The sequence below is a fragment of the Haloferax sp. ATCC BAA-644 genome, assembly GCF_000336975.1.
Lineage (GTDB): Archaea > Halobacteriota > Halobacteria > Halobacteriales > Haloferacaceae > Haloferax > Haloferax volcanii.
In genome coordinates this window covers 20,640-44,549 of the sequence record NZ_AOLF01000031.1, presented here as the reverse complement: position 1 = coordinate 44,549, position 23,910 = coordinate 20,640, and the positions used below count along the sequence as shown (strand labels likewise).

Here is a 23,910-nt window from a genome sequence, read left to right as displayed (position 1 = left end):
CGGCCCGCTCGCGGACCGCGGGTTCTTAGTCTTCGCCCGCCGCGCGGACGGTCAACACCGGCGCGTCCGACTGCCGGACGACGCGCTCGGTGACGGAGCCGACGAGGTAGTGGTCGAGACCGGTGCGGCCGTGGGTCGCCATCACGACGAGGTCGATGTCGCCGTCGGCGGCGTAGTCGACGATAGTCGAGTGCGGCACGCCCTCCACGACGATGCGTTCGGTCTCGACGTCCTCGGGGAGCGCCTCGATTGCGGCGTCGGCCGCCGACTCCGCGCGGTCGAGTTCGGATTTTTCCCACACGTCCGGCGCGATGCCGGCCGAGGGCGACTCGAAGCGGTTGCGCGAGTCGGCCACCGACAGCACGTGAACCGTCGCGCCGTAGGTCTCCGCGAGGGTCGCCGCGTGTTCGATGGTCGCGTCGGTCGCGTCGCTGCCGTCGGTCGGAAGCAGGATGTGGTCGTACATGGGTGAGAGTTCAGAATCGAGGACTGTGAAAGTGGTGCCAGTGGGGGTGGTTCGGGTGGTCGTGAGTCGTTAGATACCCAGCGCCATCAGGAACAGCGCCAGCGAGATGACGGCGAAGAGGACGCCGACGAAGTTCTTGATGACGCTGGTCTCCAGCGCGTTCGACACGTAGGGCGCGATTTGGCCGCCGAGGACCGTCGCGGGGACGGTGAAGACGACCATGTTCCACGGCGTCGTCGCGAGGCTCAGCGAGTGGCCGCCGACGAGACCGCCGCCGAAGACGTGGACGAGCGACGCCAGGATGGCGGTCAGCGCGACCACGATGTGGTTCGTGCCGATGGCGACGCGGACGGGGACTTTCGTGCCGAGCATCGAGATGATGCCGAGTTCACCGATACCGAAGCCGGCGAGGCCCTGGAACATCCCGCCGACGCTGTAATTGGCGAAGCGACGCAGGTAGCCGCCGCGGGTGTAGGTGTAGTCGTCACCGTCGCGGTCGACGCGGGTGACGGTGCCGTCGTCGGCCGTGTTGACGCCCGCGGGGCCGAGCTTACCGGGGTCGTTGGGGAGGCTCGCGGAGACGGTGCCGCCGTCGGTGGCCGCGGCGTGGTCGGAGTCCGACGAGCCGTGGTCCTCGTGGCCGAGGTCCGCGGTGAAAAGCAGGTACGACGCGGCGAGCAGCGCGATGCCGAGCAGCGCGTGGAACACCACGTCGGGGATGACGAACGAAAGCAGCGCGCCGCCGACGACGAACGGAATCGACCCGCCGACGAGCGTCAGCGCCAGCCGACGGTCGACGAGACCGTACTGGATGAAGGCGACGGCCGAACTGGAGAGGCCGAACGCCTCGCTGATGAGGCCCACCTTGACCAGCGTCGACGAGTCGAGCGGGGGCGCGAAGATGGGGAAGATGAAGATGAGAAACGGGACGAAGAGCGCCGACCCGCTGATGCCGACCGTGTTCACGATGGTCGCGCCGGTGAGGAACACCGGGAACAGCCACCAGTACTGGAGCCAGTACTCCATGCCTGCACCCGACGGCGTCGGTGCCATGGTGAACACCGAGACGAGGAACAGCAGGGGAGCGATGAACACGAGGATGTGTTGGTACTTCAGGAACGACTTCTGAACGTGACTGAGAGACTGAGAGCTCATGGTTCTCGTTGTTGTCAGTTCGCAGTAGCGTTCGCGTGCACTCGCGTGGAGTGACGCGTCGAAAACAGCCCGTTTGCCGAGTCATCAGCGGCACCGACCCGCGCGCGTTCACCGTCTCCCGAGGATGCGACCGCGTCGCACACCGGGTGGACCGGCGTGCGGTGGTCGCCCGAACTGTCGAGCACGGAGTGCTCGAATCCGCGGACCATTCAGGTAATACCTCCGTTGGGGTAGGCGTGGTGAACGGAGTGGGTTGCAGGCTCGTCCGCCGAGGTGCGGATCACGGTGGAACGGGCATAGCGAAGTCGGAGTAATAAGTCTTGATGTCGACCCACTGATTTGGGTACGGACCACACACCGACGCGCGTCGAAAAACCAGTAACATGTGTTTCTATCCAAAATCTGCGCTCACTCGTTGAGTTCGAACGCCCGTCTGACCAGCGCCCGTTCGGTCTCGTAGGTGAGCCGTTGGAGGGCTTCGACCGGGGTAACCCACTGGCGCGCGTCCACCTCGCCGTCCGGTTCGAACGGGCGCTCGTCGACGACGCGCATGTGCCAGACGAACACGCCTTTCGGCCCGGTCGGCGCGCCCGCGTCGTCGGGGACGCGATACTCGTAGCGGCCGGCGAACCGGCCGCAATCGACCTCGCATCTCGTCTCCTCGCGGACCTCTCTGACGGCGGTCTCGACAAGCGTCTCGCCGGGTTCGAGTTTCCCCTTCGGGAGCGACCAGTCGTCGTAGCGCGGTCGGTGGACGACACAGAGTCGGCCGTCGTCGCGGCGGAGGAGGCCGCCGGCCGCGAACGTCAGGATTGGGGGGTGAGACACGGCCGGTCAGAACTCGTCCGGCGGCGCGAGACCGTCGTCGTCGCCGTCTCCGCCGTCGCCGCCGTGTTCGTCCGGGTACTCGGGCGCGACGCCGTCTTCGAGCGCGTCCACGTCGAACTCGCGGCGGAGCGTCTGGATGCGGTCGCGGATGTCGGCGGCGAGTTCGAATTCGAGGTTGTCGGCGGCCTCCTGCATCCGGTCTTCGAGGAAGGCAATCTGTTCGACGGCTTCGTCGGCGTCGGCGGGGGCGTCCCCGGAGACGCCGCGGGTGTCGGTCTTGCTCCCCGGCAGGTTCGTCTCCCCGACCTCCTTTTCGATGGTCGTCGGCGTGTAGCCGTGTTCTTCGTTGAACTCCTGTTGGATGCGGCGGCGGCGCTGCGTCTCGGAGATGGCGGCCTCCATCGCGTCGGTCATCTCGTCGGCGTAGAGCACGACCTCGCCGTTGACGTTGCGGGCGGCGCGGCCCATCGTCTGGACGAGCGTGGTCTCGGACCGCAGGAAGCCCTGCTGGTCGGCGTCGAGGATGGCGACGAGCGAGACCTCGGGGATGTCGAGCCCCTCGCGGAGGAGGTTGATGCCGACGAGCACGTCGATGTCACCGAGGCGGAGCGACCGGATGAGCTCGTGGCGTTCGAGCGTGTCGGTCTCGTCGTGCATGTAGGCCACGTCGACCCCCGCCTCTTCGAGGTATTCGGTGAGGTCCTCGGCCATCCGCTTCGTGAGCGTCGTGACCAGCACGCGCTCGTCGCGGTCGATGCGCTCGTCGATGCGGGCCATCAGGTCGTCGACCTGCCCGGTCGCCTCCGTCACCTCGACCTTCGGGTCAACGAGGTGCGTCGGGCGGACGATTTGCTCGACGATTTGGTCGGAGTGCTCGCGCTCGTAGTCGCCCGGGGTCGCGGAGACGAAAAGCGTCTGCCCGACGGTTTCTTCGAACTCCTCGAAGGTGAGCGGGCGGTTGTCGTAGGCCGTCGGCAGGCGGAAGCCGTTTTCGACCAGCGAGTCCTTTCGGGACTTGTCGCCGGCGTACTGGCCCTTGATCTGCGGGAGCGTGACGTGCGACTCGTCGATGACGGTGAGGAAGTCGTCGGGGAAGTAGTCGAGGAGGGTGTAGGGCGCGTCGCCCGGCTCGCGGTCCGAGAGGTGGACCGAGTAGTTCTCGATGCCGGAGCAGTGGCCCGTCTCGCGGAGCATCTCGATGTCGAAGGTGGTGCGCTCTTCGATGCGCTGGGCGGCCACGAGGTCGCCCTGTCGCTGGAAGTGCTTCACCCGCTGTTCCATCAGCTCCTCGATTTCCGAGATTGCGCCTTCGAGCTGTGCTTCGGGGATGGAGTAGTGCTCCGCCGGGTGGACGAGCACCGCCGGCTCCGACGACTTGACCTCGCCCTCCAGCGGGTCGAGCTTCAGCATGCGGTCGATTTCGTCGCCCCAGAACTCGATGCGGACGGCGTAGCGGCCGTACATCGGGAACACCTCAACGGTGTCGCCGCGGACGCGGAACGTTCCCTGCCGGAAGTCCACGTCGTTGCGCTCGTAGTTGAGGTCGACGAGGGCGCGGAGCAGTTCGTCGCGGTCCATCCCCTGGCCGACCTCCAGCCGGAGGGACATGTCGGTGTAGTTTTTCGGGTCACCGAGGCCGTAGATGGCCGACACCGAGGCGACGACGATGACGTCGTCGCGGGTGAGAAGCGACCGGGTCGCGGAGTGGCGGAGCCGGTCGATTTCCTCGTTTATCGACATGTCCTTGTCGATGTAGGTGTCGGTCTGTTCGATGTACGCCTCGGGCTGGTAGTAGTCGTAGTAGGAGACGAAGTACTCGACCGCGTTGTCGGGAAAGAGGCCCTTGAACTCCTCGTACAACTGGGCGGCGAGCGTCTTGTTGTGCGCGAGGACGAGCGTCGGCTTCTGAATCTCCTCGACCACCCACGAGACGGTGTTGGTCTTGCCGGAGCCGGTGACACCGAGCAGGGTCTGTACGTCGGCACCCTCGCGGAAGCCGCGGGCCAGCGCCTCGATGGCCTCGGGTTGGTCGCCCGCGGGGTCGAAGGGGGCGTCGACGCGGAATTCGCGGTCTGCGTCGGGTCTGTCGGCGGACAGGGGACCGGACTCGCTCATTGTCCGTCCTTGGGTCGCGGCGTACTTGAGCGAGGCGGTGCTTGTCGCCGGAGGAACGGTTTTGGGGCGGGCTATCGAACGTTCCCGTATGACGAGAGCCGAACTCGAACGCGCGAGCAACCTGCTCAAGGACGCCGCCGAGGCGACCGAGGGCGACGTACAGGAGCGACTCTACGAACAGTCCGACCAGCTGGCGACGCTGGCGACGCGCGAGCAGGGACCGGACCACGGGCGACTCGCCCGGCACATGACGGTCCTTCACGACCTCGCCGAGGACCTCGACGGCGACGCGGCCGAGACGGTCCGCGAGGCCCGAAGCGAAGTCCTCGAATACCGCAAGGGCGTCCCCGGCGTCTGACGACCGGCGGACAGACCCCCTCGTTTCTACTGGAACTCACTCACATACGCCGCGCGTCGGTGCTGTCAGCACTCGGTGAGCGAAACGGATTTCACGCCGGGCGGGTCGCCAACGGCGGCCCCAGCGCGGAGACAGATGGCCGCTTAACAGACGTTCTTCGGCTTGACGCCCATGCCTTCGAGCGTCTCGACGTACTCGTCGTAGGCGGCCTCGACCACCGCGTCGGCGGCCTCGCGGGCGACGGCGTCGTCGTCGACGAGGTCGGAGACGGCGGCTTCGAGCGCGTCGAGCTGGTCGTTGAGGTCGGATTTGAGCGTGCGGAAGTCGTTGGCGGCCATCGGGTCCGCGTCGCCGACGAAGAAGCCGACCATCTGCTCGACGGTCTTCAGCGACACGAGCGCGCGGGCGAGCGCGCCGCCGAGGCGGCCGTCGGTCGTCTCGAACTCGGCGAGCACGTCGTAGACGTTCGGCTTCGACCCGTCCGGCTCCGCGTCGACGGTCTCGGCGTGGGCGCGGGCGGTGTCCGCGAGGTCCGAAAACAGCGCGGCGGCCTCGTCGTTCGGTTCGTCGTCGGCCCACCAGTCGAACAGGTCGGCGGCGGCGGCGGCCTCGGCGGCGGCGGCCGCGCGGACCGCATCGCCGTCCATCTCGCCGCCGGTGACGGCGTACAGCGCCTTCGAGGAACCGAGTCGGGAAAGCGGCGTCTCGTGGTCGTCGCGGAGGGTGTCGAGGAGTTCGGTCATACGGGCCCGTATGTCCGTCTCGGGTTTGTACCCATCGGCGGCGGCGAGTCCGGCGCGAGTCCGCGACGGGCGAGGAGACGACCGGTGAGTCGGCCGCCGAGCCGCCGATTCGTGACATTCAACCGAGTCGAATCCGTCCGGATATTAAACATTATATATTGTATTATCATGAAGTAAGCCAGACTATGACAAACGCTATCAGGCAGGCGGCGGAGCGGAGTTCGAAACTGGTCGAACAGTACCTCCCCGACGCGTTCTTGTTCGCCATCATTCTGACGGGGGTGGCGTTCGTGCTGGCGCTGGTGTCGGTCGCGCCGGGCGAGGGGACCGGCGTCGTCGGCCACGCCGGAAACCTCCTCGTCGACGGCTGGTACGGCGGCTTCTGGAACCTGCTTTCGTTCGGGATGCAGATGACGCTCATCCTGATGACGGGCTACGCGCTCGCACAGACGAAGCCCGTAGACCGGCTCCTGACGCGACTCGCGGGCGTCCCGAGCACCGAGCGGGGCGCGGCCGCGATGGTGCCGGTCGTCGCCGCCGCGGCGTCGTTCGTCCACTGGGGCCTCGGCCTCGTCGTCGGGGCGCTTTTCGCCCGGAAGATAGCGACCGAGATGCGCGGCATCGACTTCCCCATCGTCGTCGCCGGCGCGTACTCCGGCTTCGTCGTCTGGCACGGCGGCCTCGCGGGGTCGATTCCGCTCCTGTTGAACACCGAGGGGAACTTCCTCATCGAAGCGGGCATCCTCGACACGACGTTCGGCACCGGCGGGACCATCTTCACGGTCGCCAACCTCGTGTTGGTCGTCGCGGTCGGTTTCCTCTTCCTGCCGGCGCTGTTCGCGCTCATGTACCCGACCGACGAGACGAAGAAGACGCCCATCGACCCCGCGGAGTTCGAGACGGCGACCGACGGCGGCGAGCAGGCGACGGGCGGATGGGCCTCCACGACCGTCCCCGAGGACGCCTCGCTCGCGACGCGCATCGAGCACTCGCTCGGCATCGGCGTGGCAATCGGCCTCGTCGGCCTGCTCGCGGTCGCCCTGTACTTCTTCGAGGGCATCCAGAACGGGACGATGCCGTGGAACAACCTCAACCTGAACATCGTCAACTTCGGCTTCCTCTTTCTCGGCCTGCTGTTCCACGGGACGCCCAAGGCGTACATCGAGGCCATCGTCGAGGCCGTCGAGAACGTCTGGGGCATCATCCTCCAGTTCCCCTTCTACGCCGGCATCATGGGCATCATGGCCTACGCGCCGGAGGGCTCGGTCAGCCTCGCCACGCAGATCGCACAGGGCATGGTCGCCGTCGCGCCCGACGGGACGCTCCCGGCGTTCGCCTTCTTCACCGCCGGCCTCGTGAACTTCTTCGTCCCCTCCGGCGGGGGCGAGTGGGCCGTCATCGGTGAGACGCTCGTCACGGCCGCGAAGGCGTCCGGCGAGTCCATCCCGCGGGTCGCCGTCGCCGCCTCGTGGGGCGACGCGTGGACCAACATGATTCAGCCGTTCTGGGCCATCCCGCTGCTCTCCATCAGCGGCCTGTCGGTCCGCGACATCATGGGCTACTGCGTGATGGTGCTTCTCGGCGCGGGCGTGCTCGTCGCCGTCGGTATCAGCGTCCTGCCGATGTAGCCCGCAAAAGAAACCGTACGGTCGGGTCCGACTCGAATCGAGCCGAGGCGGCTCAGTTACCCTTCTCGACGGGCGCGCCGACGAGGTTACCCCACTCCGTCCACGAGCCGTCGTAGTTGGTGACGTTCTCGTAGCCGAGGAGTTCGTGCAGGGCGAACCACGCGATGGACGAGCGCTCGCCGATGCGGCAGTAGGCGATGGTGGACTCGTCGCCTTCGATGCCCTGGTCCGCGTAGAGGTCGCGGAGTTCGTCGGCGGACTTGAAGGTGCCGTCGTCGTTGACGGTCGCGGCCCACGAGATGTTACTCGCGCCGGGGATGTGGCCGCCGCGCTGGGCGGTCTCCTGCAGTCCCGGGGGCGCGAGAATCTCGCCGGAGAACTCCTCGGGCGAGCGAACGTCGACGAGGGGAAGGCCCTTGTCGACCGCCTTCTCGACGTCGTCGCGGTACGCGCGGATGTCCTCGAAGGGACCCTTGGCGGTGTAGTCTTGCTCCGGGAAGGACGGGACTTCGTCGGTCGTCGGATAGTCGTTGTCGACCCAGTAGTCGCGGCCGCCGTTCATCAGGTGAACGTCCTCGTGGCCGTAGTATTTGAACTGCCAGTAAGTGTAGGCGGCGAACCAGTTGGAGTTGTCGCCGTAGAGGACGACCGTGGAGTCCTCGGAGATGCCGTGCGAACCGAGGAGGTCCTCGAAGTCCTCCTTGGTCAGCACGTCGCGGGTCGTCTGGTCCTGCAGTTGGGACTCCCAGTTGAACCCGATGGCACCGGGGGCGTGACTCTCGTCGTACGCCTCGGTGTCCACGTCCACTTCGACGAGTCGGTACGCCGCGTCGTCGCTCTGGAACTCGTCGAGGTGGCTTTCCACCCAGTCCGCGGAGACGAGTACGTCCTTCGCGTAATCGGAGTTTGACATCGCGTTTGCCCGTACAACAGGAAGGCCCATAACTCTCACAGCGACGGCATGTACGGCCTGACCTCGGGTGATGCGGCAATATTGGCCTGAATATGGCGGGAGAGACGGAGAAAGTAACTCGGAAACCGGCCGTCTCGGACGGTATCAGGCCGGTATCCGACGAAACCAGCAACAACATCCGCTACCACGGACACGGGGCGAGGGGTGCGAGGATGGTCGGACCTAAACCCGCGGCCCGGAAACAGGGGGGCATGGTAGACGTGGTCTCTCCGACGTGGCTCGCGGACCGACTCGACGACGTGCGCGTGGTGGACGTGCGCGACGGCTGGGAGTTCGACGGCATCGGACACCTCCCCGGCGCGGTGTCGATACCGTTCGACGAGTTCCGAAGCGCCGACGGCGACGTGGGGATGCTCCCCGGCCGCGACGCCTGGACCGACCTCCTGTCGGGCGCGGGCGTCGCCGCCGACGACGACGTGGTCGCCTACGACGATACCCACGGCGTGTTCGCGGCCCGCTTTCTCGTGACCGCGCTCCTCTACGGACACGACCCTGAACGACTCCACCTCCTTGACGGCGACTTCAGCGCGTGGAACCGCGAGCGCGAGACGACGACCGAGGCGACCGATGTCTCGGGGACGGTCTACGAGATAACCGAACCGGCGGAGACGCCGCTCGTTGACTTCGAGGCGGTCGAGGCCGCCCTCGACGACTCCGAGACCGTCATCGTCGACACCCGCGACCCCGTGGAGTACGACGACGGCCACCTCCCCGGCGCGGTCAACCTCGACTGGCGCGAACTCGTGGACGACGAGACGCGCGGGCTGAAGCCGCGGGACGAACTCGACTCGATTCTGGCGGCCGCGGGCGTCACCCCGGACCGGCGGGTCGTCCTCTACTGCAACACCGCCCGGCGCATCAGCCACACCTACGTCGTGCTCTCGCATCTCGGCTACGACGACGTGGCGTTCTACGAGGGCAGCCTCACCGAGTGGGAGAAGCGCGACGGCGCGGTCGTCGAGGGCTGACGAGCGAGGTCACGGCTGATTCGGGTCGGCCGAGTCGTCCGCGGACTCGTCGCGCTCGTCGCCGTCACCGCCCACGTCGTCGACGCGTAACTCCGCGCCGAGCAGGTCCACCGACTCCGCGAGGAGCGCGACGACGAGCGGGCCGGCGATGATGCCGACCGGGCCGAGGCTGAGCAGGCCGCCGACGAAGCCGACGAAGTAGAGGCTCCCCGGCAGGTCGGCGGTCTCCTTGGCGAGTCGCGGGCGAATCAGGATGTCCGGGAGCCACGCGACCGCGAACCCACCGACCGTGACGACGAGCGCAGCGGCGACGAGGTCACCGACCGCGACGTGGTAGACGGCCATCGCCGCGAGCAGGACGCTCGGGCCGACGATGGGGATGAACTGGAGGACGGCCGCGACTGTCGCGAGCGTGACGACGTAGTCGTAGCCGAGCACCCAGAAGACGACGAGACCGATGGCGAACGTGCCGACGGCGGTCGCCGCCTGCAAGACGTAGATGGCGAACAGCGTCTCGCGAGCCCGCTCGTTGAGCGCCGTCGCCGCGTCCCGGTAGTCGACCGGGACCAGCGCGAGGAGCGTCCGCCCGACCGCGTCGCCGCTGAGGAGCAGCGCGAACACGAGGAAGCCGAACAGCGTGAGTTTGATGAGCACCACGGGCGCGGCGGTGGCGGCGGTGCGGCCGACCGACCGGAGCAGACCGAGACCGACCGCGACCACGTCGTCCAGCGTCACCGTCTCGACCATCCCGAGGAACTCGACAGTCACCACGTCGGGGAGGAGCGCCGCGAGTTCGAGGATGTCGCTCAGGCGGAGAAAGAGGATGACGACGAGCGGCGCGAGCACGACGCCGACGCCGACCGCCGCGACGACGGTGGCGGCGAGGCTGGCGACCCACCGGGAGGCCCCGCGCGCTTCGAGGCGTCGCCTGAGCGGGACGAGCAGGTAGGCGACGGTGATGGCGAAAAACACCGTCGCCAGCACGTCCACGAGCAGGACCGCCGCGAGGAGCGCAAAGAGGGCGAACACGCCGCCGAGGACGTACGGGCGAGAAGTAGTCATCACCCGTGATACTCTCGCTGACGGTAAAGCCGTTCTCCCGGGACAACCCTCGAAACCGACTTATTCAGCCGTTTACCCGTCCCCGCGAACATCACGCCCGTTAAGTACCACAGAGTACAACAACCGAGTAATGAGACGACGTGGCTTCCTCAAGGCCGCCGGGGCGGGAGGCGTCTCCGCGCTCCTCGCCGGCTGTACCGGGACCGGCGGCGAGCAGACGACGACCGAGGCCTCGGGCGACGCGACCGAGACGGCAGCGACGACCGAAGGGACGACCGCGGGCGGCGAGTCGCGGACGCTCACCGTCGGCACCTACGGCTCGTTCGTCGACGCGCCGAGTTCGAGCCCCGGTCCGTGGCTGAAAGAGACGTTCGAGTCGGAGTTCGACGCGACGCTGGAGTGGCAGACGCCCGACTCGGGCGTGAACTACTACATCGAGCGCGGCCTCCGGGGCGTCGAGTCCGGCGCGGACCTCTACGTCGGCCTCGACGCGCAGATGCTCGTCCGCATCGACCGGGAGCTCGACGAGGCGCTGTTTTCGCCCGCCGAGGGGCTGTCCCGCATCGACGACGTAAAGCAGGGGCTGAACTTCGACCCGCAGGGCCGCGCGGTCCCCTACGACACGGGCTACATCTCGCTCGTCTACGACGAGACCTACGGCGACGGCGACTTCGTCGCCCCCGAGACGTTCGACGGCCTGCTGGACTCCGAGTACGCGGGCGCGCTCCTCGCGCAGAACCCCACGTCGTCGGCGACGGGACAGGCGTTCCTGCTTCACACCATCGACGCCAAGGGCGAGGACAGCTATCTCGACTACTGGGCGAACCTGAAGGAAAACGACGTGCGCGTCCTCGGCAACTGGGAGGACTCCTACAACGCCTACTCGAACGGGGAGGCCCCGATGGTCGTCTCGTACTCGACCGACCAGGTGTTCGCCGCCGAGTCCGGCGAGGACATGGCGAGACACCAGATTCGCTTCCTGAACGACCAGGCGTACGCCAACCCCGAGGGGATGGCCCCCTTCGCCGACGCGTCGAACCCCGACCTCGCCGCCGAGTTCATGGACTTCATGCTCCGACCCGAGGTGCAGGCCGAAATCGCCGTCCGCAACGTCCAGTTCCCGGCGACGACCACCGCGGAACTCCCCGAGGACTTCGCGCAGTACGCCCAAGAGCCGCCGGAAGCCGTCACGTTCTCCTACGACCGGCTTCAGAACAACCTGAGTGACTGGACCGACGCGTGGGCCCGCGAGTTCGCCAGCAAGTGAGGTGAGCCGGTGAGCCGCGCCTCGGCCTCGGTTCGCCGGGTCGCCCGCGCCCTCGAACAGCGGCTGCTCACCCTCGTCGCGGCGCTCACCGCCGTCGTCCTTCTGGTCCTGTTTTACTACCCCGTCGCCACCGTCTTCGCGGACGCCGTCCTCGTCGACGGCCGGCTCACTATCGAGCCCATCGCGGCGGTGCTGACGAGCGAGTTCTACCTCGTCGATATTATCTGGTTCACGGCGAAGCAGGCGTTCTACTCGACGCTCGCCAGCCTCGCGCTCGGCCTCCCCGCCGCGTGGCTGTTCGCCCGCTTCGAGTTCCGCGGCCGCGAGACGCTCCGCTCGCTCACCATCCTCCCGTTCGTCATGCCCTCCATCATGGTCGCCATCGGCTTCGTGGCGACGTTCGGCCGCAACGGAACCTTGAACCGCGCGCTCTCCCTCGTCGGCCTCCCGCCGGTCGAACTGCTGTTCACGCTCGAAGCCATCGTCGTCGCCCACGCGTTCTACAACGCCCCGCTCGTCGCCCGCGTCGTCACCGCCGCGTGGGAGAGCGTGGACGCCCGGGCCGTCGAGACCGCCCGCTCGCTCGGCGCGAACCCCCGGCGGGCCTTCCGCGACGTGGTCCTCCCCCAACTCCTGCCGTCTATCGGCGTCGGCGCGACCCTGACGTTCATCTTCACCTTCGCGTCGTTCCCCATCGTCCTCGCGCTCGGCGGCTTCCAACTGGCGACCATCGAGGTGTTCGTCTACTCGCGGGTCCGAGACCTCGCGTACGCCGAGGCCGCCAGCCTCGCGGTCGTCGAGACGGCCGTCTCAATCACGCTGACCGCCGTCTACCTCCGGTACGAGGCGGGCCAGCGCTCGGCCGGCGGCGCGGCGAACCCGCTTCCGCGACAGTCCGTCCTTCCCGCCGACTGGACGCCGAAATCGACGCTCCGAACCGCGGGCATCGCCGGCTACGCCCTCGTCGTCGGGCTGGTGTTCGTCGTCCCCGTCGCCAGCATGGTGCTGGCGAGCGTCACCGGCGGCGACGGCGGCCTCACGCTCGCCAACTACGCCTTCCTCGCCGAGCGACAGGCGACCGGCGCGAGCTTTCAGGTCAAACCACTCCCCGCCATCCTGAACTCGCTGGCCTTCGCCGCGGGGACGCTCGTCGTGGCCGTCCCGATGGGCGTGACGATGGCCGTCCTCACGACCCGCCGGTACCGCGGGCGCGGGCTCATCGACGTGCTCTCGATGGCCCCCTTCGCCGTCTCGGGCATCGTCGTCGGCCTCGGCCTGCTCCGCGGGCTGGTGTTCGGCGTCGACGTGCTGGGGACGCGAATCCGCGTCACCGGCGCGCTCGCCATCGTCGCGGCCCACGCCGTCGGCGCGTACCCCTTCGTCACCCGGAACGTCGCGCCGCTTTTCGCCCGGCTCGACGGCCGGCTCGTGGAGTCCGCGCGCTCGCTCGGCGCGACCAGAACCCGCGCGCTCGTGGACATCGAACTGCCGCTCGTCTGGACCGGCGTCGTCGCGGGCGCGGCGTTCGCCGTCGCCATCAGCATCGGTGAGTTCGACTCGACCATCATCCTCGCGGAGGGCGCGGGAAGCTACACGATGCCCGTCGCGGTCGAGCGATTCCTCGGCCGACGGCTCGGCCCCGCGACGGCGATGGGCTGTCTCCTGCTTCTCGTCACGTCCGCCAGCTTCCTCGTCGTCGACCGCTTCGGCGGCCGGTGGGGCGAGCTATGAGGGAGCGCGGAGGGCGAACCGAGGGCGGGCCACGGGCAGTGAGAATTATGACCGTCGGCCGGCGAGAGTGGAACGTGATTTCGGAGGCGAACCCGTGAGACTCGAACTCGACGCGGTGTCCAAGCGCTACGGGTCGACGACGGCGCTCGATTCCGTCTCGCTGTCGGTCGACGACGGCGAATTCTTCACGCTCGTCGGCCCCTCCGGCTGCGGGAAGACGACCACACTCCGCTGTATCGCCGGCTTCGAGTCTCCGACCGAGGGGACCGTCCGCTTCGACGGCGAGTCGATGGTCGGCGTCGCGCCCGAGTCGCGGGGCGTCGGCGTCGTATTCCAGAACTACGCGCTGTTCCCGCATCTCAGCGTCGGCGAGAACGTCGCCTACGGCCTCCGCTTTACCGACCCGCCGGGCGGCGGCTCCCGCGACGAGCGCGTCGCGGAACTGCTGGACCTCGTCGACCTCGCGGGGTTCGAAGACCGCGACCCCGACTCGCTATCTGGCGGCCAACAACAGCGCGTCGCGCTCGCCCGCGCCCTCGCGCCCGGCCCGGACCTGCTGCTTCTCGACGAGCCGATGTCGGCGCTGGACGCCCGACTCAGGGACCGACTCCGCCGGCAGGTAAAGCGCATCCAGTCGGACCTCGGCGTGACGACCGTCTACGTCACCCACGACCAGTCGGAGGCGCTGGCGGTCTCGGACCGGGTGGCCGTCCTCAACGGCGGCCGCGTCGAGCAGGTCGGCCAGCCCCGCGAACTCTACCGCCGCCCGCGGACGCGGTTCGTCGCGGAGTTCCTCGGCGAGAACAACGTCCTCGACGGAGTCGTCGAGTCTCGACCGGAAACGGGGGGGATTCGCGTCGGCGTCGGCGACGCGGTGTTCACGCTGGCCGAGGGGCGGCGAGTGCTCGGGGAGGCGGGGTCGAGAGCGGGAGCCGGCGACGAACTCACCTTCTGCGTCCGGCCCGAACAGCTTCGGGTCGGCGCGGAGACGAACAAAATTCGCGGAACCGTCGTCGACACCGAGTTTCAGGGGGCGACGACGCGGGTCAGACTCGACTGGGGCGGGACGGAACTCGTCGTGGCGGTCGAAGACGGCGGCGAACAGTCGGACGCGGGGTTCGAGGTCGGGACGACGCTCGAAGTCGGATTCGCCCCGGCGTCGGCTCACGTCGTCGAATAGGTCGAAACGGTCGGTTTTCCGCGCCGTCTCAGGGCGCGACGCCGACGGTCAGGAGCGTGCCGAACGTCCGGTAGCGCTCGACCATCGCCTCGCGGGTCTCCCAGTCGTCGGTCGGGAACTCGGTCGCCGCCGGGATGTCGATGTCGAGGTCTGCGATGGAGTCCTGTTCTGCGACGTGGAGGCCGGCGTCGCGGAACGCCTCGCGGTACTCCGCGTGGGACCACCGGGTCATGTCGATGGAGATGAGGTCCTGCCACTCGTGGGAGTGGACGTTCTCCTCGTAGTAGTTGACCGCGCAGTAGAACGTCCCGCCGGGCCTGAGGATGCGGGCGATTTCTTCGAGGGTGTGGTGCGGGTCGGCGGCGTAGTAGAACGCCTCCATCGACCAGACGTGGTCGACGCTGTCGTCCTCGAACGGGAGGTCGTCGAAGTCGCCGACGAGAAACGAGAGGTCGTCGGTGTCGGTGTACGCGCGGGCGTTCTGGACCATCTCGGGCGAGCCGTCGAGACCGAAGCCTCGGCCGATGCCCTTCGTGTCGTGAAGCGCGCGGAGGGCGTAGCCGCTCCCGGTCCCGAGGTCGACGACGGTGTCGCCTTCCTCGACGGGCATCCGTGCGAGCGCGTGCTTCGCGGTGTGCCAGTGTCGGTCCTCCATGCCCTTGTCGCGGCCGTCGGCCGCCCAGGCGTCGAACTCGTCGCGGACGCTCATACCGGAGCCTCGCGCGCCGGGGTGAAAATGCGTTCGGACCGGACCGCACAGACGGGCGAGTCCGACGACGACCCGGCCGCGCCCCCCGTCGCGCGTTTTAATTGCCGCCGTCACGACGACGGGGTATGGTCGGAGTCCGCCGCCGGTTCGCGCTCGCCGACACCGCCCAGCAGGTCGTCGGCGGCTTCCTCCTCGCGGGGCCGTTCGTCGTCACCGAGGAGGTGTGGGTGCTCGCGCGGAGCATGTCGTTCGCGCAGGCGCTTCTCACGCTCATCATCGTGCTCGCGGTCGGCTACGGCGCGCTCTACAAGGCCGACGACCGCGACCCCGACAGAGAGCGCGAGGTCGGCGGGGTTCCCGTCCGATTCATCTCGCTCATCTCCGTCTCGTATCTCTCCGTGTTCATCCTCGCGCTCGCGTTCGACGCGCCGGGGACGTTCCTCTCGGACGTGTCGGGAGAAGTCCTCGTCTCCGTGCTCGGGTACGAACTCGACCTCGCGGTGCTCCGCATCACGCTCAAGGCGACGAGCGTCGGCGCGGTGTTCAGCGTCATCGGCGCGGCCACGGCCGACTCGCTGTTCTGACCTCGCCCGGAGGCGTGAACATACGTCACGATTCCGGGACGACGCCGCCCGAGCGGCATGAAGGATTAAGTCGGCAGGGTAACTGCTTGGGGTATGGATTACGAGCTCGCCATCGAAGACGCGCCCGCGACGATTCCGGGCGGCACAGGTATCTTGCTCCTTCATCCGAGCATCGGCGAGACCGACCGCATCGACACGGACTTCTTCAAGGTCGACACCGACCGCTTCCTCGTCATCTCGACGCGGACGACCGCGCGCGAAGTCGAACAGAAGCTGGAACACTACGAGGTCGACGAGTCCAGCGCCACCATCCTCGACACGCTGTCTATCGAGCGCGGCTACTCCCGACGCAGTTCGGACAACATCCACTACGTCGCGGCCCCCGACGACCTCGACGCCATCGTCGAGAAGACCCGGCAGTTCCTCGAACGCCACGACGGGAAGCTCCGGCTTAGCGTCGATTCGGTCACGGAGATGGCCTACTACGCCGACGAGGACCGCGCCTTCGAGGCGACGAAGCAGATTCTCGAACTCCTCGACGAGTTCGACGCGGTGGGGCTGTTCCACCTCTCGAAGGAGGTCCACGACCAGGAGACGCTCGACCGCTTCCGCGAACTGTTCGACGGCGTCGTCGACCTCGACGAGGACGGTACCGTCGAAACCGAGTTCTGAGGCAGAACGCGAGGCGACCGACTACGCCGAGTCGGCGTCGTCGGCGGCCGAGTCGTCAGTGGCCGCGCCGTCACCCGATTCCGCGTCGTCGTCGGCCGCGAGCTGCTCGAACGTCTTTTCGGCCCACTTGACCGCGTAGCTCGGGCCGTGGTCGCGGTACGCCGCGGTGTCCAGCGCCGAAAACGGCGCGGGGAGGTCGCGGCCGTGTTTGACGGCCGAGCACGCGAACTCGGTCGCCTCGGCGAACGAGAGTCCGCCGAGCGCGACGAGCCGCGGGAGATTTTCGAGGCGGTCGTCGAGGCGGCCGCCGGCGTCGACCCACGCGTCGTGGAGGCGGTCGTGGTCGCCCTCCCACGACGCGAACGCCTCGCGGGTGTGGAGGCCGACCCAGCCCTCGTAGAGGGCGGCGGCGACCTGATACGTCTCGCTCGGGCCGAGCGGCGTCGCCGCCGCGAGGTCGGCGTACTGCTCACCGAAGAAGGGGAGGAAGTGTTCGGGAATCTCGTCGTTCCCGGCCTGCACGAACGCCTCGGCGATGAGGAAATCCAGGAAGTCGTCGGGCGTCCCCTTCGCGCGGTACTTCACCAGCACGACCGGCGGGTCGGTCTGTCGGGACCACGTCACGGTGCCGTCGCCGGGCATCCCGATGGTGAAATCCGACGACGCGTAGCGCCGAAGCTGTTGGGGCGCGTCGTTCGGTAGCCACTCGGCGGGGTACGCCGCCGGGGAGAGCGACTCGACCACCAGCCCGAGGTTTTCGGCGGCCTCGGGGGGGATGGTGTCGAAGTCGCCGGCCACGTCCAACACGAGCGCGCCGGGGGCGTAGTCGTCGCGGACCGATTCGAGGTCCGACGGCAGGCTGCGCGTCTCGAACATCCGTTCAGGCGATGCTCATCCCGACGAACACGACGGCAAGCAGGGCCGACACGCCGACGGTACCGAGCACGATTTTCGTCGCTTGGCTCATAGTGGCACGATTAGGGGCCCGCCGCTTAACTGTTACACTCTATCGTCGGTCGAATCTCCAGTCGAAACGGAGGGGTTCGGGGACGCGGCCCACGGTCGGCGGTCACACGGGTCGGTCGCGTCGCGGACGCGAGAGAAAACAGCAGGCTCGTCGGCGTCGCGGTCAGGGAACGAGCTGTTCGCCGTCGTCGTCGAGGATGCGGATCGCCTCGACGGGGCAGACGCGGGCGGCGAACTTCGCGTCGAACTCGGCGTCCTCGGGAATCTCGCGGACGAAGACGCCGTCGTCGGTCTCCTCGCCGTCGACGAGGTCGGCCTTGCCGTCGTCGACGTTCTTTTCGAAGCCCTCCCACTCGTCGACACACTGGAACATGCCGATGCAGGTGTCGCGGTCGTACTCGACTTTCATGCGCCACCGTACCGCCGGGCCGTACAAAGCCCTGCCGACGCGGGACCGGCGCGCCCGCGCCCGAACCGACCCGATGGCTTAAACCGGGGGACGGTCCAAGGGGGATGCAATGCGAACTGCGGACCTGACGGGCCTGCCGACGGGGATTCCCGAGGCCCTCCGCGACGAGGGCATCGAGGAGCTGTATCCGCCGCAGGCCGAGGCCGTCGAGGCCGGCCTGACGGACGGCGAGAGCCTCGTGGCCGCCGTCCCGACCGCGAGCGGGAAGACGCTCATCGCTGAACTGGCGATGCTGTCGAGCGTCGCGCGCGGCGGGAAGGCGCTGTACATCGTCCCGCTCCGGGCGCTCGCCTCCGAGAAGAAAGCCGAGTTCGAGCGCTGGGAGGAGTACGGCATCGACGTGGGCGTCTCGACCGGCAACTACGAGTCCGACGGCGAGTGGCTCTCCTCGCGCGACATCATCGTCGCCACGAGCGAGAAGGTCGACTCGCTCGTCCGGAACAACGCGGCGTGGATGGACCAACTCACCTGCGTCGTCGCCGACGAAGTCCACCTCGTCGACGACCGCCACCGCGGGCCGACGCTGGAGGTCACGCTGGCGAAGCTCCGCCGACTCAACACGAACCTGCAAATCGTCGCACTCTCGGCGACCGTCGGCAACGCGGGCGTCGTCGCCGACTGGCTCGACGCGAAGCTCGTCAAGTCCGACTGGCGACCAATCGACCTCAAGATGGGCGTCCACTACGGCAACGCCGTCTCCTTCGCCGACGGGAGCCAACGCGAGGTGCCGGTCGGCCGCGGGGAACGACAGACGCCCGCGCTCGTCGCCGACGCGTTGGAGGGCGACGACGACGGCGACCAAGGCTCCTCGCTGGTCTTCGTGAACTCGCGACGCAACGCGGAGTCCGCGGCCCGCCGCATGGCCGACGTGACGGAGCGGTACATCACCGGCGACGAGCGCAGCGACCTCGCGGAGCTCGCCGCCGAGATACGCGACGTGTCCGACACCGAGACCTCCGAGGACCTCGCCAACGCGGTCGCCAAAGGCGCGGCGTTCCACCACGCGGGACTCGCCGCGGAACACCGAACGCTCGTGGAAGACGCCTTCCGCGACAGACTCATCAAATGTATCTGCGCGACGCCGACGCTCGCCGCCGGCGTCAACACCCCGAGCCGCCGCGTCGTCGTCCGCGACTGGCAGCGCTACGACGGCGACTACGGCGGGATGAAACCGCTCGACGTGCTCGAAGTCCACCAGATGATGGGTCGCGCCGGTCGGCCCGGCCTCGACCCCTACGGCGAGGCGGTGCTGTTGGCGAAGGACGCCGACGCCCGCGACGAACTGTTCGAGCGGTACATCTGGGCCGACGCCGAGGACGTGCGGTCGAAGCTCGCGGCCGAACCCGCGCTTCGGACGCACCTGCTCGCCACTGTCGCCTCCGGCTTCGCCCACACCCGCGAGGGGCTGCTCGAATTCCTCGACCAGACGCTGTATGCGACCCAGACCGACGACCCCGAGCAACTCGGACAGGTGACCGACCGCGTGCTCGACTACCTCGAAGTAAACGGGTTCGTCGAGTTCGACGGCGAGACGATACGGGCGACGCCCGTCGGCCACACCGTCTCGCGGCTCTACCTCGACCCGATGAGCGCCGCCGAAATCATCGACGGCCTCGAATGGGGCGCGAACCACCGGACCGAGAAGCTCCGGGCGCTCGCGGGTGAGACGGAGAAACCGACGCGAGACCGGTGCGAATCCGACGAATCCGGCGGCTTCCAGCGGGCAAGCGAGATGGTCGCTGACGACGGCGGCGGTGGAGGCGGTGCGGACGACGACAGCGACGACGCCGACGAGTTCGAGACGGACCGGACGTATCCGACGCCGCTCGGCCTCTATCACCTCGTCTGCCGGACGCCCGATATGTATCAGCTCTACCTGAAGTCCGGCGACCGCGAGACCTACACGGAACTGTGCTACGAGCGCGAACCGGAGTTCCTCGGGCGCGTGCCCTCGGAGTACGAGGACGTGGCGTTCGAAGACTGGCTGTCGGCGCTGAAGACCGCGAAACTCCTCGAAGACTGGGCCGGCGAGGTCGACGAGGACCGCATCACCGAGCGCTACGGCGTCGGGCCCGGCGACATTCGCGGGAAGGTCGAGACGGCCGAGTGGCTCCTGGGCGCGGCCGAGCGACTCGCCTCCGAGCTCGACCTCGATTCGGTGTACGCGGTCCGCGAGGCGAAAAAGCGCGTCGAGTACGGCGTCCGCGAGGAACTGCTCGACCTCGCCGGCGTCCGCGGCGTCGGCCGAAAGCGCGCCCGACGGCTGTTCGAAGCCGGCGTCGAGAGTCGGGCCGACCTCCGCGAGGCCGACAAGTCGCGCGTCCTCGCCGCCCTCCGGGGTCGCCGGAAGACGGCCCAAAACATCCTCGAAGCCGCAGGAAGAAAGGACCCCTCGATGGACGAGGTGGACGAAGACGACGCGCCGGACGACGCCGTCCCCGACGACGCCGGCTTCGAGACGGCCAAAGAGCGCGCCGACCAGCAGGCCAGTCTGGGTGATTTCGAATGAGGCTCCTCGAAGCCGAGGCGACCGTCTCGGACCTCGATTCGTTCATCGCGGCCGTCGGCGACGTGGCCGACGAGACGGGCGCGACGGTGCAGGCGTTCGACGCCCGGTACGTCGTGGACCGCGAGCACCTCGAACGAGCGGTCGAACTCGCCGACCGAGCCATCGCCCGCGGCAACGAAATCGCCCGCGACCGCGCCGTCGAAATCCTCCTCTACGCCAGCGGCCGCCGGCAGATTAACCGCGCGTTCGAAATCGGCGTCTCGGAAGGAACGCTCCCGGTCGTGCTTCTCGTCGACGGCGGCGACGAGGCCGCCGCCGAGGCCGCGCTGTTCGACCGCCTCGACCTCGAACCCGCAGAGACCCTCGGTGATTACGACGAGAGCCTCGTCCGCGACGTGTTCGACGTGGGCGAGACGGAGTTGCGCGTCGTCGACGGCGACCTCCCCGCGCTGGTCAGAGAGCGAGTGGCGCTGCTCGCGGTCGACCGCTAAGCGTTTTTCGCGGCCCGTATCGGCCGTATTCGGAGGTCCCGCGAATCCGTACTCAAAAATTCCACTCGAAACGAACCCCTTGGGTTTTCGAATTCCACCCCTTCGTTTCAACTGGAGAACGGGGGACAGCGTAGCCTCGAAGCGCGTGAGAGTCGGAGAAATAGTCCCACCAGGATTCGAACCTGGGTCGTTGCCCCCAGAAGGCAACAGGATTGGCCACTACCCCATGGGACTTCGCATCAGTTCGTACTTCGCGGGTATTTGTAAACGTTGCGTGTCGGTTCCGCCGTGGGATTTCGTCGCACGGCGACGGACAGACGTGCATAAACCGCCAACTATTTGCACCTATTCTATCCACTGTCGTGTATGTACGTCGGACGTTTCGTCGTCGTTGGCCCCGGAATCGGTGCGTATCGCGTCTCCTCTCGGTCCTTCCCGAACCGACAGGTCGTCGACCGGGACGACGCCCTGACCGTCGGACCGACGCCCGACGCCCCCGAGACCGACAACCCCTACATCGCCTACAACTGCGTCCGCGAGGGCGGCGACTACGTCGTCGTCGGCAACGGCTCACAGGTCGACCCCGTCGCGGAGAAACTCGACCTCGGCTATCCGCCGCGAGACGCGCTCGCGGAGATTCTGCTCGCGCTCGACTACGAGAAAGACGACTACGACACGCCCCGCATCGCCGGCGTCGTCGGCGACGACGAGGCCTTCATCGGCATCGTCCGCAAGGACGCCCTCGTCGTCGAAGCCGTCACCGAACCGACGCTCGTGGCGACCTACGAGGAAGACGACCCCCGCGCGTTCGACCTCGACGCGGAGACCGCCGCCGACGCGGCCCGCGAACTGTACGACCACGAGTTCGAACACGCCGTCTGCGCCGCCGCCGCGACCGTCGGCGACGCGGTCGAGACCGCCTTCTACAACGGCGAGTAGTTCGGCTCGGCCCGAGGTTTTTCAGCCGCGCTCTCGTACACGGAGCCATGCGTCTGGGCGTCATCTCGGACGTGCACGGGAACCTCCCGGCACTCGAAGCGGTGCTCGAATCGATGCCCTCGGTCGACCGACTGGTCTGCGCCGGCGACGTGGTCGGCTACAACCCGTGGCCCGAGGAGTGCGTGTCCGAACTCGCAGAACGGGACGTGCCGACCGTCTCGGGGAACCACGACCGCGCGGTCACGTCGGGGACCGGCTTCCGCTTCAACAGCATGGCGGCCGCGGGCGTCGACTACGCCCGCGACGCGCTGTCGCCGGCGTCGATGGAGTGGCTCTCCGGGCTTCCGAAGACCCGAACCCTCGCCGACGGGCGGGTCAAACTCGCCCACGGCCATCCGAACCACCCCGACCGCTACACCTATCCCGACGACTTCTCGCCGTCGCTCCTCGACGACGAGGACCTGCTGGTGTTGGGTCACACTCACGTCCAGGGCCACCGAATCTACGACGACGGAATCGTGCTGAACCCCGGTAGCGTCGGCCAGCCCCGCGACGGCGACCCGCGGGCGGCCTACGCGGTCGTCGACCTCGACGCGATGGAAATCGAGGCGGAACGCGTCAACTACGACATCGACCGCGTCGCGGAGCGCGTGCGCGAGGCCGGCCTGCCGGAGCGACTGGCGAGTCGGCTGTACGAGGGAAAATAGGGAAACGCGAGGGGCTGTCCTGAAGCCGTCAGTTCGACACCGGTTCGAGCCGCGCCGAGAAATGCCGAAGCTCCTTCATCGGCGGCTCCGCGACGATTTCGAGACCGCCGTAGTCGCCGGCGGAGTCCATCACCTTCGCGGCCGTCTCAGCGACGTGTTCGAGGTGTTCGCGGCTGTATGTGCGCCGCGGGAGCGCGAGGCGCACGAGGTCCGGCCGGTCGGTGCCGGGGAACGCGAAGCCGCCGAGTTCGACGCCGCGAACGCCGCCTTCGAGGTAGAGCGCGCAGACGAGTTCCTGTCCGGGGAACTCCTCTTTCGGGATGTGCGGGAACACCTCGCCGGCATCGAGATAGACCGCGTGCCCGCCGGTCGGCCGGTAGACGGGGACGCCGGCCTCGACCAGCAGGTCGCCCAGTTCGGCCACCTGCTCGACGCGGTCGGTCACGTACGGCGGCGTGACGGCCTCGCGGAGGCCGACGGCCATCGCCTCGATGTCGCGGCCCGAGAGGCCGCCGTAGGTGGGAAAGCCCTCGTAGAGGATGGCGCGCTGTTTCGCGTGTTCGAACACCGTCTCGTCGCGCATCGCGGCGAAGCCGCCGATGTTGACGAGGGCGTCCTTCTTCCCGGACATGGTGATGGCGTCGGCGTGTTCGAACTGCGCGCGGGCGATTTCCGCGACCGAGTGGTTCTCGTAGCCCGCCTCGTGGGTCTTGATGAAGTGGGCGTTCTCCGCGAACCGACAGGCGTCGATGACGAACATGGCGTCGATGTCGCGGGCGAACTCGGCGGTGGCGCGGATGTTCGCCATCGAGACCGGCTGGCCGGCGACGGAGTTGTTCGTGATGGTGAGGGCGACGACGGGAATCGCGTCGGCTCCGACCTCCTCGACGAGCGCGTAGCCCGCGTCGATGTCGAAGTTGCCCTTGAACGTCTCCGTCGAGTTGGGGTCGCGGGCGGCGGGCGACGGGCAGTCGACCGGCTCCGCACCCTGATTGACGACGTGGGCGCGGGTCGTGTCGAAATGGGAGTTGTTCGGCACCACGTCGCCGTCCTCCAAGAGGACGCCGTAGAGGACGTTCTCCGCGCCGCGGCCCTGATGGGTCGGCACGACGTGCTCGAAGCCCATCACGTCGCGGACCGACTCCGCGAGCCGGGCGAACGACTCGCTGCCGGCGTAGGCCTCGTCGCCGCGAATCATCGCCGCCCACTGCTCTGCGGACATCGTTCCCGTCCCCGAATCGGTCAAGAGGTCGATGTACACGTCGCGAGCGTCGAGGTTGAACGCGTTGTAGCCGGCGCGTTCGAGGGCGGCCTCGCGCTCCTCGCGCGAGGGGAGTTCGATGGGCTCGACCATCTTCGCCTTGTACGATTTCATGCCCGCAATAGGCCC

Annotated in this window: 23 protein-coding genes and 1 tRNA gene; 12 read left to right on the top strand and 12 right to left on the bottom strand. The window is 68.0% G+C overall.

The genetic code is table 11. The annotated features are described in order from the left end of the window. Positions 1-25: 25 nt before the first annotated feature. The 4 genes from C458_RS13695 to uvrB all read right to left on the bottom strand — a co-directional run bounded on the left by C458_RS13695 (position 26) and on the right by uvrB (position 4,564). Positions 26-466, bottom strand: coding sequence for a universal stress protein (locus C458_RS13695; protein ID WP_008576548.1), 441 nt, complete (start codon positions 464-466; stop codon positions 26-28). A gap of 69 nt (positions 467-535) precedes the next feature. Continuing rightward, positions 536-1,621: a sulfite exporter TauE/SafE family protein gene (locus C458_RS13690; protein WP_008576547.1), complete on the bottom strand. Its 1,086-nt coding sequence runs from the start codon at positions 1,619-1,621 to the stop codon at positions 536-538. A gap of 408 nt (positions 1,622-2,029) precedes the next feature. Continuing rightward, on the bottom strand, positions 2,030-2,449 hold the full coding sequence (locus C458_RS13685) for an NUDIX hydrolase (RefSeq protein WP_008576545.1): 420 nt from the start codon (positions 2,447-2,449) through the stop codon (positions 2,030-2,032). A gap of 6 nt (positions 2,450-2,455) precedes the next feature. After that, complete coding sequence (uvrB, locus tag C458_RS13680; protein WP_008576543.1) at positions 2,456-4,564, bottom strand: excinuclease ABC subunit UvrB; 2,109 nt, start codon at positions 4,562-4,564, stop codon at positions 2,456-2,458. A gap of 88 nt (positions 4,565-4,652) precedes the next feature. Here uvrB and C458_RS13675 point away from each other — a divergent pair, with 88 nt between their 5' ends. Further along, complete coding sequence (locus C458_RS13675) at positions 4,653-4,922, top strand: hypothetical protein (protein WP_004045016.1); 270 nt, start codon at positions 4,653-4,655, stop codon at positions 4,920-4,922. 143 nt (positions 4,923-5,065) lie between these two features. On the opposite strand, the gene C458_RS13670 is transcribed toward C458_RS13675, so the two are convergent. Beyond that, entirely contained in the window at positions 5,066-5,665 is a 600-nt protein-coding gene (locus C458_RS13670; protein ID WP_008576542.1) for a hypothetical protein, read from the bottom strand. Between the two features lie 185 nt (positions 5,666-5,850). Between C458_RS13670 and C458_RS13665 the strand changes: the two genes are divergently transcribed. Then, complete coding sequence (locus C458_RS13665; RefSeq protein WP_008576540.1) at positions 5,851-7,293, top strand: short-chain fatty acid transporter; 1,443 nt, start codon at positions 5,851-5,853, stop codon at positions 7,291-7,293. A gap of 52 nt (positions 7,294-7,345) precedes the next feature. On the opposite strand, the gene C458_RS13660 is transcribed toward C458_RS13665, so the two are convergent. Further along, a complete protein-coding gene (locus C458_RS13660) occupies positions 7,346-8,206 on the bottom strand; it encodes a sulfurtransferase (RefSeq protein ID WP_004065861.1) in 861 nt (286 codons plus the stop codon). A gap of 251 nt (positions 8,207-8,457) precedes the next feature. Between C458_RS13660 and C458_RS13655 the strand changes: the two genes are divergently transcribed. After that, positions 8,458-9,234, top strand: a complete 777-nt coding sequence (locus C458_RS13655; RefSeq protein WP_008576536.1) for a sulfurtransferase — start codon at positions 8,458-8,460, stop codon at positions 9,232-9,234. A 9-nt stretch (positions 9,235-9,243) separates the two neighbouring features. Here the strand turns inward: C458_RS13655 and C458_RS13650 are convergent, their stop codons facing one another. Continuing rightward, a complete protein-coding gene (locus tag C458_RS13650; RefSeq protein WP_008576534.1) occupies positions 9,244-10,296 on the bottom strand; it encodes an AI-2E family transporter in 1,053 nt (350 codons plus the stop codon). 130 nt (positions 10,297-10,426) lie between these two features. Here C458_RS13650 and C458_RS13645 point away from each other — a divergent pair, with 130 nt between their 5' ends. The 3 genes from C458_RS13645 to C458_RS13635 all read left to right on the top strand — a co-directional run bounded on the left by C458_RS13645 (position 10,427) and on the right by C458_RS13635 (position 14,474). Continuing rightward, entirely contained in the window at positions 10,427-11,563 is a 1,137-nt protein-coding gene (locus C458_RS13645) for a thiamine ABC transporter substrate binding subunit (protein WP_008576533.1), read from the top strand. Between the two features lie 9 nt (positions 11,564-11,572). Beyond that, positions 11,573-13,294: an iron ABC transporter permease gene (locus tag C458_RS13640; protein WP_008576531.1), complete on the top strand. Its 1,722-nt coding sequence runs from the start codon at positions 11,573-11,575 to the stop codon at positions 13,292-13,294. Between the two features lie 94 nt (positions 13,295-13,388). Next, positions 13,389-14,474 (top strand): ABC transporter ATP-binding protein, encoded by a 1,086-nt coding sequence (locus C458_RS13635; protein WP_008576530.1) that lies wholly within the window; start codon positions 13,389-13,391, stop codon positions 14,472-14,474. Between the two features lie 28 nt (positions 14,475-14,502). On the opposite strand, the gene C458_RS13630 is transcribed toward C458_RS13635, so the two are convergent. After that, positions 14,503-15,183, bottom strand: coding sequence for a class I SAM-dependent methyltransferase (locus tag C458_RS13630; protein ID WP_008576528.1), 681 nt, complete (start codon positions 15,181-15,183; stop codon positions 14,503-14,505). Between the two features lie 125 nt (positions 15,184-15,308). On the opposite strand from C458_RS13630, the gene C458_RS13625 reads away from it, so the two are divergent. Further along, positions 15,309-15,767 (top strand): DUF2391 family protein, encoded by a 459-nt coding sequence (locus C458_RS13625; RefSeq protein ID WP_008576525.1) that lies wholly within the window; start codon positions 15,309-15,311, stop codon positions 15,765-15,767. A gap of 93 nt (positions 15,768-15,860) precedes the next feature. Further along, positions 15,861-16,439 carry a hypothetical protein gene (locus C458_RS13620; RefSeq protein WP_008576523.1) on the top strand — a complete coding sequence of 193 codons (579 nt, stop codon included), beginning with the start codon at positions 15,861-15,863 and terminating at the stop codon, positions 16,437-16,439. Between the two features lie 21 nt (positions 16,440-16,460). Here C458_RS13620 and C458_RS13615 read toward each other — a convergent pair whose 3' ends face one another. Together C458_RS13615 and C458_RS13610 are read right to left on the bottom strand one after the other, a co-directional pair. Continuing rightward, the gene (locus C458_RS13615) at positions 16,461-17,315 is read right to left on the bottom strand and encodes a hypothetical protein (protein WP_008576521.1); all 855 of its coding nucleotides are present in this window, start codon (positions 17,313-17,315) and stop codon (positions 16,461-16,463) included. A 253-nt stretch (positions 17,316-17,568) separates the two neighbouring features. Then, positions 17,569-17,814 carry a ferredoxin gene (locus tag C458_RS13610; protein WP_008576519.1) on the bottom strand — a complete coding sequence of 82 codons (246 nt, stop codon included), beginning with the start codon at positions 17,812-17,814 and terminating at the stop codon, positions 17,569-17,571. Between the two features lie 109 nt (positions 17,815-17,923). Here C458_RS13610 and C458_RS13605 point away from each other — a divergent pair, with 109 nt between their 5' ends. After that, positions 17,924-20,383 (top strand): ATP-dependent DNA helicase, encoded by a 2,460-nt coding sequence (locus C458_RS13605; RefSeq protein ID WP_008576517.1) that lies wholly within the window; start codon positions 17,924-17,926, stop codon positions 20,381-20,383. Continuing rightward, positions 20,380-20,874 carry a KEOPS complex subunit Cgi121 gene (gene cgi121 / locus C458_RS13600; RefSeq protein ID WP_008576516.1) on the top strand — a complete coding sequence of 165 codons (495 nt, stop codon included), beginning with the start codon at positions 20,380-20,382 and terminating at the stop codon, positions 20,872-20,874. Before C458_RS13605 ends, cgi121 begins: the two co-directional genes overlap by 4 nt. A 161-nt stretch (positions 20,875-21,035) precedes the next feature. Here cgi121 and C458_RS13595 read toward each other — a convergent pair. Beyond that, positions 21,036-21,108 (bottom strand) — tRNA-Gln (locus C458_RS13595). 132 nt (positions 21,109-21,240) lie between these two features. On the opposite strand from C458_RS13595, the gene C458_RS13590 reads away from it, so the two are divergent. Both C458_RS13590 and C458_RS13585 read left to right on the top strand, forming a co-directional pair. Next, positions 21,241-21,813 (top strand): IMP cyclohydrolase, encoded by a 573-nt coding sequence (locus tag C458_RS13590; protein ID WP_008576515.1) that lies wholly within the window; start codon positions 21,241-21,243, stop codon positions 21,811-21,813. Between the two features lie 47 nt (positions 21,814-21,860). After that, positions 21,861-22,520 (top strand): metallophosphoesterase, encoded by a 660-nt coding sequence (locus C458_RS13585; RefSeq protein ID WP_008576514.1) that lies wholly within the window; start codon positions 21,861-21,863, stop codon positions 22,518-22,520. A 28-nt stretch (positions 22,521-22,548) separates the two neighbouring features. On the opposite strand, the gene C458_RS13580 is transcribed toward C458_RS13585, so the two are convergent. Next, positions 22,549-23,895, bottom strand: a complete 1,347-nt coding sequence (locus C458_RS13580) for a tryptophanase (protein ID WP_008576513.1) — start codon at positions 23,893-23,895, stop codon at positions 22,549-22,551. Positions 23,896-23,910: the final 15 nt, after the last annotated feature.